Source organism: Pseudomonas sp. CHM02 (genome assembly GCF_000612585.1).
GTDB lineage: Bacteria > Pseudomonadota > Gammaproteobacteria > Pseudomonadales > Pseudomonadaceae > Aquipseudomonas.
On record NZ_JFCA01000007.1, the window covers coordinates 26,907 to 38,606 of the forward strand.

General features: G+C 61.4%; 15 protein-coding genes. 7 read left to right on the forward strand and 8 right to left on the reverse strand.

Annotated elements, in window-relative coordinates; all coding sequences use genetic code 11:
- Position 1: 1 nt before the first annotated feature.
- Together BM70_RS0105120 and BM70_RS0105125 are read left to right on the forward strand one after the other, a co-directional pair.
- Positions 2-1,327, forward strand: a complete 1,326-nt coding sequence (locus BM70_RS0105120; RefSeq protein ID WP_025855004.1) for an acyclic terpene utilization AtuA family protein — start codon at positions 2-4, stop codon at positions 1,325-1,327.
- Positions 1,324-1,680: a hypothetical protein gene (locus tag BM70_RS0105125; protein ID WP_025855005.1), complete on the forward strand. Its 357-nt coding sequence runs from the start codon at positions 1,324-1,326 to the stop codon at positions 1,678-1,680. Before BM70_RS0105120 ends, BM70_RS0105125 begins: the two co-directional genes overlap by 4 nt.
- Positions 1,681-1,732: 52 nt before the next feature.
- Here BM70_RS0105125 and BM70_RS0105130 read toward each other — a convergent pair whose 3' ends face one another.
- The 5 genes from BM70_RS0105130 to BM70_RS0105150 form a co-directional block, all read right to left on the reverse strand.
- A complete protein-coding gene (locus BM70_RS0105130) occupies positions 1,733-2,104 on the reverse strand; it encodes a glutathione S-transferase N-terminal domain-containing protein (RefSeq protein WP_025855006.1) in 372 nt (123 codons plus the stop codon).
- Between the two features lie 101 nt (positions 2,105-2,205).
- Positions 2,206-2,751 (reverse strand): GTP cyclohydrolase I FolE, encoded by a 546-nt coding sequence (folE, locus tag BM70_RS0105135; RefSeq protein ID WP_025855007.1) that lies wholly within the window; start codon positions 2,749-2,751, stop codon positions 2,206-2,208.
- A 78-nt stretch (positions 2,752-2,829) separates the two neighbouring features.
- On the reverse strand, positions 2,830-3,387 hold the full coding sequence (locus BM70_RS0105140; RefSeq protein WP_025855008.1) for a Smr/MutS family protein: 558 nt from the start codon (positions 3,385-3,387) through the stop codon (positions 2,830-2,832).
- Between the two features lie 75 nt (positions 3,388-3,462).
- The gene (locus tag BM70_RS0105145) at positions 3,463-3,783 is read right to left on the reverse strand and encodes a hypothetical protein (protein WP_025855009.1); all 321 of its coding nucleotides are present in this window, start codon (positions 3,781-3,783) and stop codon (positions 3,463-3,465) included.
- Between the two features lie 141 nt (positions 3,784-3,924).
- The gene (locus BM70_RS0105150; protein ID WP_025855010.1) at positions 3,925-4,515 is read right to left on the reverse strand and encodes a cysteine hydrolase family protein; all 591 of its coding nucleotides are present in this window, start codon (positions 4,513-4,515) and stop codon (positions 3,925-3,927) included.
- A 239-nt stretch (positions 4,516-4,754) separates the two neighbouring features.
- Here BM70_RS0105150 and prmB point away from each other — a divergent pair, with 239 nt between their 5' ends.
- Positions 4,755-5,663, forward strand: a complete 909-nt coding sequence (gene prmB, locus BM70_RS0105155; RefSeq protein ID WP_025855011.1) for a 50S ribosomal protein L3 N(5)-glutamine methyltransferase — start codon at positions 4,755-4,757, stop codon at positions 5,661-5,663.
- Between the two features lie 83 nt (positions 5,664-5,746).
- Here the strand turns inward: prmB and BM70_RS0105160 are convergent, their stop codons facing one another.
- On the reverse strand, positions 5,747-6,553 hold the full coding sequence (locus tag BM70_RS0105160) for a hypothetical protein (RefSeq protein ID WP_025855012.1): 807 nt from the start codon (positions 6,551-6,553) through the stop codon (positions 5,747-5,749).
- A gap of 99 nt (positions 6,554-6,652) precedes the next feature.
- Positions 6,653-7,615, reverse strand: coding sequence for an alpha/beta hydrolase (locus BM70_RS0105165; RefSeq protein WP_025855013.1), 963 nt, complete (start codon positions 7,613-7,615; stop codon positions 6,653-6,655).
- A 143-nt stretch (positions 7,616-7,758) separates the two neighbouring features.
- Here BM70_RS0105165 and aroC point away from each other — a divergent pair, with 143 nt between their 5' ends.
- From aroC to BM70_RS0105185, 4 genes are all read left to right on the forward strand, one after another.
- Positions 7,759-8,850 carry a chorismate synthase gene (aroC, locus tag BM70_RS0105170; protein WP_025855014.1) on the forward strand — a complete coding sequence of 364 codons (1,092 nt, stop codon included), beginning with the start codon at positions 7,759-7,761 and terminating at the stop codon, positions 8,848-8,850.
- 61 nt (positions 8,851-8,911) lie between these two features.
- Positions 8,912-10,075, forward strand: a complete 1,164-nt coding sequence (locus BM70_RS0105175) for an MFS transporter (protein ID WP_025855015.1) — start codon at positions 8,912-8,914, stop codon at positions 10,073-10,075.
- Positions 10,072-10,602 carry an acireductone dioxygenase gene (locus BM70_RS0105180; RefSeq protein WP_025855016.1) on the forward strand — a complete coding sequence of 177 codons (531 nt, stop codon included), beginning with the start codon at positions 10,072-10,074 and terminating at the stop codon, positions 10,600-10,602. Before BM70_RS0105175 ends, BM70_RS0105180 begins: the two co-directional genes overlap by 4 nt.
- A 212-nt stretch (positions 10,603-10,814) precedes the next feature.
- The gene (locus BM70_RS0105185; protein WP_025855017.1) at positions 10,815-11,084 is read left to right on the forward strand and encodes a response regulator transcription factor; all 270 of its coding nucleotides are present in this window, start codon (positions 10,815-10,817) and stop codon (positions 11,082-11,084) included.
- Between the two features lie 59 nt (positions 11,085-11,143).
- On the opposite strand, the gene BM70_RS0105190 is transcribed toward BM70_RS0105185, so the two are convergent.
- Positions 11,144-11,422: a DUF3509 domain-containing protein gene (locus BM70_RS0105190; protein WP_010208870.1), complete on the reverse strand. Its 279-nt coding sequence runs from the start codon at positions 11,420-11,422 to the stop codon at positions 11,144-11,146.
- Between the last annotated feature and the right edge of the window lie 278 nt (positions 11,423-11,700).

Sequence of the window (11,700 nt, forward strand, 5' to 3'; positions counted from 1 at the left end):
GATGAAAACCTTGCGCATCGGTTCCGGCGCCGGCTATTCCGGTGACCGTATCGAACCTGCAGTCGAGTTGGCCGAACAAGGCGATCTGGATTATCTGGTCTTCGAATGCCTGGCTGAACGTACGATTGCCCTGGCGCAACAGGCGCGGATCAGCCACCCGCAGGGGGGCTACGACCCACTGCTCAGTGAGCGCATGCGCCGGGTATTGCCGTTTGTTGGCGCGAAGGCCGGGCGTCGTCGTTTGCGGGTGATCACCAATATGGGCGCGGCCAACCCGCTGTCAGCGGCTGTTGAAGTACGGCGGATTGCGAGCGAGCTGGGCCTTGATCTCAAGGTGGTTGCCGTGGTCGGCGACGATGTGTTGAACGTGTTGCAGCCCGAATGGTTGCTGGACAACGGCCAGACCGTCGGCGCCCTGGGTGAGCGGTTGATCTCTGCCAATGCCTACCTGGGTGTCGACGGCATCCTGGAAGCGCTGCGCGCTGATGCCGATGTGGTAATCACCGGGCGCGTGGCCGACCCTTCCTTGTTCCTGGCGCCGCAGATGTTTGAGTTCGGCTGGGCCGCGGACGATTGGCAGCGCTTGGGGCGCGGTACGCTGGTGGGGCATTTGCTCGAATGTGCCGGGCAAGTCAGCGGCGGCTATTTTGCCGACCCTGGTTTCAAGGATGTGGAGGACCTGGCTCGCCTGGGCTTCCCCTTGGCCGAGATCGATGCCGACGGCGAAGCCCTGATCACCAAGGTCGGCGGTTCCGGTGGGCGGGTCAGCCGCGCGACCTGCACTGAGCAACTGATCTACGAAGTGCACGATCCGGCGGCGTACCTGACGCCGGATGTGACGGCCGATTTTTCCCAGGTGGGGTTTGTCGAAGAGCGTGTTGATTGTATTCGCGCTGTGGGGGCAGATGGCCGTGCGCGACCCGAGCAGTTAAAGGTCAGCGTCGGTTACCTGGACGGTTGGATCGGCGAAGGGCAGATGTCCTACGGTGGCCCCGGTGCTGTTGCACGGGCGCAGTTGGCGCGGGATGTCGTCCTCAAGCGTCTTGAGTTGATGGGCGTGAAGATGCAGGACGTGCGCGCCGAACTGATCGGCATGGACGCGCTGCACGGGCCGCGCAGCACGGTCGAGCCCTGGGAAGTGCGCCTGCGCGTGGCGGCTCGCTGTGAAGAACGCAGCGATGCGGTGCGCGTGGGCAATGAAGTCGAAACCCTTTACACCAATGGCCCGTCCGGTGGTGGCGGCGCCAGCAAAAGCGTACGCCAGGTGGTGGCGGTGGCGTCATTGTTGCTGCCGCGTGGTGCGGTCAACCCGAGGATCGAAGCATGAAGCTGCACACGCTGGCCCATTCCCGCACAGGGGATAAGGGCGATACGTCGAATATCTCGATCATTGCGTACCGTGCCGAGGATTACCCGTTGCTGTGCGAGCAACTGACGGCCGAGCGCGTGGCAGCATTCTTTGCGGACCTGCTGGAGCCTGGCGCCGCACCGGTGCGGCGTTACGAATTGCCAAATGTGCAGGCACTCAACTTCGTGCTGCCGGGGATCTTGCGCGGCGGGGTCACCCGCTCGCTGGCGCTGGATGCCCATGGCAAGTGCCTGGGGTCCGCGCTGCTGGATTTAGACATCGACCTGCAGGCGCCCGGCTTGCCGGCGATGGGCTCGAAAGCCAGGCGGTGATTTTCTGGATGCCATCGCCGGCACGCCGGGCCCTACAGGAGGGCGGTGCCTGTCAGATCGCGGCGAAGCGCTTGTCGAGGTAATCGATGATCACCTTGGAGTCGTACATCCAGGTGGTCTGGCCGTTTTCTTCAATGCGCAGGCACGGCACCTTGATCTTGCCACCTTGCTCCAGCAGGGTCTGGCGGTCTTGCTCGTTGTTCTTCGCATCTTTCAACGCGACGGGCACATTCAAGCGGTGCAGGGTGCGGCGGGTCTTCACGCAGAACGGGCAGGCATGGAATTGATAGAGCGTCAGTGCCTTGGCCGCTGCATTGACCTGCGCCTGTTGTTCGGCAGGGCGTTGCTTTTTGCGTGGGCGGGTCAGGTAGTCGCCCGCGATGATGACGTGGCCGAGGCCCACTCGAAGTGCTTTGACGAACATGGCTGAAACCTCTTGCCCATAACTGAGGGGCGGCAGCTTACCTGAATTTTGCGGGCGAAAAAAAACCGGCGATGAACGCCGGCCTTTTCGTACGCAGCCTGTTACTTGATCAGGCTGAGGAATTCGCTGCGGGTGGCCGCGTTTTCGCGGAACTCACCCAGCATCACCGAGGTGATCATCGACGAATTCTGTTTTTCCACACCGCGCATCATCATGCACATGTGTTTGGCTTCGATCACCACGGCCACGCCCAGGGCGCCGGTCACCTGCATCACGGCATCGGCGATCTGGCGGCTGAGGTTTTCCTGGATCTGCAGGCGGCGCGCATACATGTCGACAATCCGCGCGACCTTCGACAGGCCCAGCACTTTGCCGCTCGGGATATACGCCCCGTGTGCCTTGCCGATAAACGGCAACAGGTGGTGTTCGCACAGCGAGTACAACTCGATGTCCTTGACCAGCACCATTTCGCTGTTGTCGGAGCTGAACAAGGCACCGTTGGTGACTTCTTCCAGTGTCTGCTCATAGCCGCGGCAGAGATACTGCATGGCCTTGGCGGCACGTTTTGGCGTGTCGAGCAGGCCCTCGCGGGAAACGTCCTCGCCGAGTTGGCCGAGGATCGCGGTGTAATTCTGTTCCAGGGACATGAAACTACCTGTGGGATTTTCGCAAAGCGCAAGGTTACGGTGGCGGGCACATCGCTGCAAGCCTGACGAGGACACTTGTTACTCGTCGCGGCCTTCCATCATGGTGCGCTTGAGCATCACGTACACCGCACCCGCGCCGCCGTGGCGGGCCTGGCACGAGGTGAAGCCGAGTACCTGGGTGTGCTGGCGCAGCCAGGTGTTGACGTGGCTCTTGATCATTGGCCGCTTGCCGTCCAGGCGTACGGCCTTGCCATGGGTGACGCGCACGCAGCGGATTTCGAACTTGGTGGCTTCGGCCAGGAAGGCCCACAGGGTTTCCCGGGCCTTTTCCACGTTCATGCCGTGCAGGTCGAGGCTGCCTTCGAACGGGATCTGGCCGGCCTTGAGCTTGCGCATCTGGCTTTCCTGCACGCCGTCGCGGGCCCACATCAGCTCGTCTTCGGGGCCGACATCGATCACGAACTGGTCCGACAGGCCGTCCACGGTGGTGGCATCGGTGCGCACGGTCGCGGCCTGGCGCAGCTTGGCGATCTGCGCCCGGTCAGCCTTGGGTTTGCCGGTGTCGGCTCGGTCGTGCTTGATCGGCTTGACGCCGCGCAGCTCGTTTTTGAACAGGGAAAAATCGTCGTCTTGCATGTCAGCCTCCGCGAAGGGCGGGCAGTTTACCTAAATCGCGGCGGCCGGGGCGCAGGAAACGCTATCCAAGCGCCATCAGTCGTGCTTTTTCATCAGGTGCGAAGCGATATTCAGTGACAACGGTTGGCGCATTTTCCGACGACTACGGCGCCACAACCAGACGCCCAACCACACTACCAGCAAGCCGATCACCAACAGAATCGCCGAGCCGCCGGGGCTGGCATTCAGTTCGCCAAGGGCCGGCGAATGACCAAACAGGCCGGCGCCACCAGCGCCGGTCAACAGCAGGCCTACGATCGCCAGCAGCGCGGCAATGCCGGCCACCAGGCGCAGACGCCAATTGCTCGGGCCCTTGGGGCGCAAGCGACGAGCGTCAAAACCATCGGATATCTTCATTCCGACCTTTCCTCCAGGGTATCGGCCCTTCGACCGGACAATACACAGGTTGTTCCTGTACCAGAGGCAATTGCGGCAAATGGCAGGCATTTGCGGATGAGCGGGGCCGTAAACAGGCCGCGCCGCTCATCAGAAGGTCGATCAGATCAGATCTTTGGTCAGCGCCAGGGTGGCGAAGTTGTCGGCCATGATGGCCATTTCGGTCTGCTGCACGTGTTCGGCGCTCAGGATGCCGCCTTTGTAAGGCAGGTCACGGGTGGCGCAGGCGTCTTCCACCAGGGTGCAGCGAAAGCCCAGGTTCTTGGCGGCACGCACGGTGGTGCTGACGCTGGAGTGGCTCATGAAACCGCAGACGATCAGGTCCAGGGAGCCTAGGTCCTGCAAGTGTTTTTCCAGCCCGGTGCCGTGGAAAGCGCTGGGCAGCAACTTGCCGATGATGGTTTCGTCGCCTTCAGGCTCAAGGCCCGGGATGAATTCGCCGCGTTCGCCCTGAGGGTCAAACAGGCCGCCAACGGTGCCCAGGTGGCGCACATGCACGATCGGGCGCCCGGCGTTGCGGGCCGCGGCGACCAGTTGCTTGATATTGCCAACCGCTGCGTCCATGCCCGAGAGGGCGAGTGGACCGCTGAGGTATTCCTTCTGGGCGTCGATGATCACGAGGGTCGCATGGCTGAGGTTCGCTGCTGCGTAACCACGACCGCTGAGTTGAAACATCGTCTTTGGAACGGACATTCTGGGGCTCCTGTGAGGGGGGCTTTTGTGACATTGTCCACTGGCTGAGCGGTTCTGTGAATCGCTACCATCGTAAGGTACGCCGTTGTTGACGTGCAGCCATGTCAAGAGGTGTGCTTGTTTAACCCAATGATGGCAATTTGGATGAAATCCGACAGATGGCGAAGGCGTTTCGTACATCGAAGGGACAGGCGAAGGCTGTTAGAATCGCCAGTCGTTTTTTCCAGGAGCTTGCCCCCGTGATCACATCCCGCCTGCGCACCGTGCGCGACCACATCCGTTGGGCTGTCAGCCGTTTCCATGGGGAAGACCTGTTTTTCGGGCACGGCACCGACAATGCCTGGGACGAAGCCCGTCAATTGGTGCTCGGCGCCTTGCACCTGCCGTGGGAGATTGCCGACAGCTATCTGGATTGCAACCTGGAAGAAGAGGAAATTTCCCACGTGCAGCGTTTGCTGCATCGCCGTATCCATGAACGTGTGCCCACCGCTTACCTGCTGAAGGAGGCCTGGTTCTGCGGCCTGTCGTTTATCGTCGACGAGCGTGTGCTGATCCCGCGTTCACCGATCGGTGAGCTGATCGAAAACCGCTTCGAACCCTGGCTGGCCCAGCCGCCGGCGCGCATCCTCGACCTGTGCACGGGCTCCGGTTGCATTGGCATCGCCTGCGCCTACGAGTTCCAGGACGCTGAAGTGGTGCTGGGAGACTTGTCCTTCGAAGCCTTGGAAGTCGCCAACCAGAACATCGAGCGCCACGGCGTCGACGAGCGGGTGTACACCGTGCAGGGCGATGGCTTCGACGGCCTGCCGGGCCAGCGCTTTGACCTGATCGTCTCGAACCCGCCGTATGTGGACGCCGAAGACTTCGCCGACATGCCGGATGAGTACCAGCACGAACCGGAACTGGGCCTGGCCTGCGGCGACGATGGTTTGAACCTGGTGCGGCGCATGCTGGCCGAAGCGGCGGACCACCTGACCGAGAAGGGCTTGTTGATTGTTGAAGTGGGCAACAGCCAGGTGCATGTCGAAGCGCTGTACCCGGAAGTAGACTTCGCCTGGCTGGACTTCCAGCGCGGTGGCCACGGCGTGTTCATGCTGACGGCCGAGCAGTGCCGCCAGCATCAGGCCGTCTTCGCCGCCCGAGTGTGACGCACGACCTGTAGGCGCCCGGCTTGCCGGCGATGGTACTCTTGTGGTCGCCATCGCCGACAAGCCGGGCTTCTAGCGTTGAATTACCGGTGTGTCGCAATCCAGATCAACAACCCCGCCTGAAACACCGTAAACGCCACCAGGCATGTGATGGTAAAGCGCAACCCGCTGTCTTCACGCTTGAACTTGGTGACCTTTTCTTCTTCCTTGCGCAGCTTCACTTCCTGCTCCGCCAGGTTCTGCTCGGCCTGTTGCAGCATCTGCGCGGCTTCGAGAATCTCCACGAATTGCAGTTTTTCGGTGTTCCAGCTGTCCAGCACATCGCTGACCTTACCCGGTTGCACGTTGCCCTTCAGGTGCTGTACGTCGGCGTAGGCCACGTCAAAACCCTGGATGCGCAGGAAATGATCGCGGCGCAGGCGGGTGGATTCGTTGAGTGCATCCTTGTTGGCCAGGTCGACGCCGTCGACGCGGTAGTGTGACCATTTCTTCTTCGCCCATGCAGCGCCCTGGGCCACCAGGAAGCGCCCGATGCCACGGTTGGCCGGTTCGATCTCCAGGCTGTTGCCCGGGCCGAAATGCACACGCTGCTTGTCATGGTCGACCCAGATATCCAGGTGATTCTGCTCGCGGCGCACCCGTTGCCCCGGCAGTTGGATGACCATGCGCAGCAGGCTGTGGTGTTTGTCATTGCGCTCGGCATAGCCGAACTGCACGAACCGCAACGGCCGCACGCCGGTGGCACGGTCGGTGGCCAGGGGCGCCAGGCGCAGCATTTTGAAATGCTCGGCCTGAACCTCCGTCCACGGCAGGGGCGCCGCGTCGACGGCCTCGGTTTTTTCAGCCGGGGTTTCGGCGGTAGATTCCGGTGTTGCTTCAGTGGTTGTCATGCGGCGCGATCCTGTCCAAACCCAGCGAGTCGACAGTCTTTTTGCTGTCGACTCTGGGCTTATCGGCCGCTTTTCTCAGGACTGGAGGCAAATTGTCGCTTAACGGGGGTGAAGTCCGTCGATAAAGCGTACCAGGCGGCTTCCGAGCTCGGCGGCGAGGGGCAGTTGCGGGTCATTGTAGGAAGCCAATTGCTGTTTTACCTCGTTGGGGACGATGCGCATCACGTGGTTCATGCCTTCGATGACGGTCAATTGCGCGTCGGGCTTGGCCTTTTTCAATCGCTCGGCATCACCGACGCCCACCTGGAGGTCGTTGGTGCCCTGGATGATCAGCGCCGGCATACGCAACCTGGCGAAGGCTGCCGAGGGATCGGCGCGGAACAGGCTGATCAGATAAGGCTGCACGCTGGGTCGGAAAATACCTTCCAGCGGGCCGGGCACCTCGGCGTCCACCTGGCCGGCCTTGAGGTGATCGAGGATTTGATTGCTGCGCAGCAGCAGGGCAGGGGGCAAGTGGTCGGCCAGTTGCTGGCGGATCACCTGGTCCACCGGCCGGGCGCTGCCGGACAATGAAATAACGCCGGCCGGGTCCAGTTGCGGCGCGGCGAGGGTTGCCACCAACGCGCCTTCGCTATGGCCGAGCACAATCAGCGGGCCCATGCGTTTGTCGGCCTTGAGCAGTTTGCCCCAGGCCACGGCGTCGGCCACGTAGGCGTCCAAGGTCAGGTTGCGTTCATCCGGCGTGGCCGCCAGGCTGGCGGCCACGCCGCGCTTGTCGTAGCGCACGCTGGCGATGTTGTGCCGCGCCAGCACCCAGGCCAGGCGCTTGAGGCTGTCGTTGCGCGCGCCGTCGGCGCTGTTGCCGTTGCGGTCGGTGGGGCCGGAGCCGGCGATGATCAGCACCACCGGCACGGGTGTGTCGGATTGGGGCAGTAACAGTGAACCAAACAGCTCGCCGCTGCCGGTGTCCAGGCTGATCGGCCGTTGCAGCACCACAGGGGAGGCGGCAAAGCCAAGGCTGGAAAACAGGGTGAGGGTCAAGAGCAGAACTCGCAGCATCATCGCGCCATCATGAGGAAGGTGCCGGTTGGACCAAGGTCTACCGGTAAGGTTTCGAGGATGAACTAGTCGGTTAGCCTGCGTATACTGGTCGACTTAAGTTATTACGGTTGACTTGATTCAACTGATTTCACGGAGCGCCCTGCATGTCCGGCAATACCTTCGGCAAGCTGTTCACTGTCACCACCGCGGGCGAAAGCCATGGCCCGGCGTTGGTCGCCATTGTCGACGGCTGCCCGCCCGGCCTCGAGCTGTCCCTGGACGACCTGCAGCGTGACCTCGACCGCCGCAAGCCCGGTACCAGCCGCCACACCACCCAGCGCCAGGAGCCCGACGAAGTCGAGATCCTCTCCGGCGTGTTCGAAGGTCGCACCACCGGTTGCGCCATTGGCCTGCTGATCCGCAACACCGACCAGAAGTCCAAGGACTACTCGGCGATCAAGGACCTGTTCCGCCCGGCCCACGCCGATTACACCTACCATCACAAATACGGCGAGCGCGACTACCGCGGCGGCGGCCGCAGTTCGGCCCGCGAAACCGCCATGCGTGTGGCCGCCGGTGCCATCGCCAAGAAATACCTGGCCACCCAGGGCATCATTGTCCGCGGCTACATGAGCCAACTGGGCCCGATCGAAATCCCGTTCAAGACCTGGGACAGCGTTGAAGACAATGCTTTCTTCAGCCCCGACCCGGACAAAGTGCCGGAGCTGGAGGCCTACATGGACCAGTTGCGCCGCGACCAGGACTCCGTCGGTGCCAGGATCACCGTGGTTGCCGAGGGGGTCAAACCGGGCCTGGGCGAGCCGATCTTCGACCGCCTCGATGCGGAGCTGGCCCACGCGCTGATGAGCATCAACGCGGTCAAAGGCGTTGAAATCGGCGCCGGCTTTGCCTGCGTGGCCCAGCGCGGCACCGAACACCGTGACGAGCTGACCCCGCAAGGTTTCCTCAGCAACAACGCAGGCGGCATTCTCGGCGGTATCTCCTCCGGCCAGCCGATCGTTGCGCACCTGGCGCTCAAGGCCACGTCGAGCATTACCACGCCGGGCCGTTCGATCGATGTGCACGGCAACCCGGTGGACGTGATCACCAAGGGCCGCCACGACCCGTGCGTCGGCATCCGTGCCACGCCGATTGCCGAGGCGATGATGGCCATCGTGTTGATGGACCACCTGCTGCGCAACCGTGGGCAAAATGCCGATGTGCGCGTGAGTACGCCGGTGCTGGGCCAGCTGTGACAGCCTGTAGTGTTGAGCGAGCTTGCTCGCGCTGGGCTGCGAAGCAGCCCCAAAAATCAACATGACGCCCCCACTTCCCTACTGGCGTCTCTCCAGCTTCTACCTCTTCTACTTTGCCCTGCTCGGCGCAACAGCGCCGTTCCTGGCGCTGTACTTCGACCATCTGGGGTTCTCCAGCGCGCGTATCGGTGAACTGGTGGCCATCCCCATGCTGATGCGCTGCGTGGCGCCCAACCTGTGGGGCTGGTTGGGCGACTACACCGGTCGGCGCCTGGCCATCGTGCGGTTTGGCGCGGTGTGCACCCTGGCGAGTTTTTCGCTGATCTTTGTCAGCCACACCTACGCCTGGCTGGCGCTGGTGATGGCGCTGCATGCCTTCTTCTGGCACGCGGTGCTGCCACAGTTTGAAGTGATCACCCTCGCGCACCTGCAAAGGCAGACCTCGCGCTACAGCCAGATCCGCCTGTGGGGCTCCATCGGGTTTATCCTCACCGTGGTGATCATGGGCCGCCTGTTCGACTGGCTGAGCCTGGACATCTACCCGGTGGTGGTCGTGGTGATCATGGCGGGCATTATCGGCGCCAGCCTGTGGGTGCCGAATGCGCAGCCCACTAATCTCGGCAATCGCCTGGCGGGTGATGGCTTCCTCAAGCAATTGCGCAGCCCTGGGGTCTTGGCGTTCTATGCCTGCGTGGCGTTGATGCAAATGAGCCACGGTCCTTACTACACCTTTCTCACCCTGCACCTTGAACACCTGGGCTACAGCCGTGGTGTGATCGGCATGCTGTGGGCCTTGGGGGTGGTGGCCGAAGTGCTGATGTTCCTGGCCATGAGCCGCATCCTCTCGCGCTTTTCTGTCCGTCGGGTGCTACTGGCCAGTTTCCTGTTGGCGGCGCTGCGCTGGCTGCTGCTGGGTTCGTTTGCCGAGTTTTTCGGGGTGCTGCTGTTGGCGCAGGTGATGCACGCCGCCACCTTCGGCAGCTTTCATGCCGCGGCGATTGCCTTTGTACAGCGCAGTTTCGGCGACCGCCAACAAGGCCAGGGCCAGGCGTTGTATGCCGCCCTGGCGGGCACCGGCGGCGCGCTGGGCGCGTTGTATTCGGGCTACAGTTGGAACCTGTTGGGGCCGACCCTGACCTTCAGCATCGCGAGCGTCGCGGCCCTGGCCGCCGCCCTTATCATCGGTCTTCGATTGCAAGAGCAGAACCAAGGAACCCTTCAATGAGTTATGTCGCTGTCTACTCCGCCGATTCACCGGACACTCCGAACAAGGTCCTGACCCATTTCGATGACATTGCCGCCACGCTGGCCGAGCAAGGCGTGCGCTTTGAGCGGTGGCAGCCGGTCCCGATTGAACAGGGCGCCAGCGATGCTGAATTGATCGCGACATACCAGGCGCAGATCGATGCGCTTGGCTACCGCTCGGTAGAAGTGCTCCGCGTGACCGCTGACCACGCGCAAAAAGACGAACTGCGTGCACAGTGCCTGGACGAGCGCCGATACAGTGAAGACGACGTGCGTTTTTTCATCGCCGGCCAGGGGCTGTTCGCCCTGCACATCGACAATTATGTGTATGCCGTTCGTTGTGAGAAGAACGACCTGCTGGTGATCCCCGCCGGCACAGCGCACTGGTTTGATATGGGCGAGAACCCGCACCTCGTGGCATTGCGCTTGTTTAATACATTGAAGGGGTGGGTCCCTGAGTTCACGGGTGACGATATTGCCCGGCGTTTTCCCGGATTGGACGATTAATTGCGAGCGATCAGAAACTTCAAGCCGTGTACGTTGGAAGTTTCTGTGGGAATAAACTTAAAACTCTGTAAGGCCCTGCTGTTTATGGCAGGGTCTACGCCTTAATCCCCTTCGTTATGTAACTCTCTTCGGTATTAACGTTTATATCACCTGTCAATAGGAGGAATCCGAAGGGTGATAAGGCGTCAGCCAATAAAAGAGGAGAGCGCTTAATGAGCGGCCCAGAGGAATCGTTTGCAGCACCGTTCTCGGTGTCCACTGCTGTCAGGCGACGGCTGAGTATGTCGGGCAAGCCGCTGACCCCGGCAGAGCTGGAGATCCTGCGTTGGGCCTCAGAGGGCAAGACAGTCTGGGAGATGAGCCGGATACGTGCCACGTCCGAGGCCGCGGTGAAATTCCACCTGCGCAACATCTACTGCAAGCTGAACGTCACCAATCGCGTGCAGGCGATGAATGAAGCTGCACGCCAAGGGCTATGTTGAAGGCATGAAAAAGGGCCGCGACACTTAACGGTGTCGCGGCCCTTTGCTGTTTCTGGAACTTATGCCGAATGGTAGGTCGGCAGGGCAAAGCGGTTCTGGCTTTGCAGCATCGAAATCTGCGGCAGGTCGCTGGCTTGTTCGGCAAGGTCGCGGCGAATGGCGCTGATCACCCAAGTCAACTGGTCTGCAGTGTGCAGCTGCTGGTACGAGATCGAGCGCTTGACCTGCTTGCCTTCGCTGTTGCGCAGGGTCAACAGGATGCCGCCGTCGGGGCGTGGCTGGGTAGTGACGTCGTAGTTGGAGAATACTGAAGCGAATTTATCTTGGATCAGGCTCATGTCTATCAGCTCCATTGGCTCAAGTGGGCAAGCATGGAGTGATAGGTGCAGTGATTGTGCCAGCTAGCGACTTAATAAAAATACGTTATAAATCAACTGCTTATAAAAAATACATATTTTCGGATTCGTGCAATTTGCATGAATGGCCATCATGCATCCTGCATTTTGCTTTGCTCGACACGGGCCGGCGGGCGTGCCGTTACCCCTAATGACTACCTTGGCGTCGCTAAATTCCTTTTTCCGGCAGTTGCTCATCGGGATACAAAACTTTTCAAATC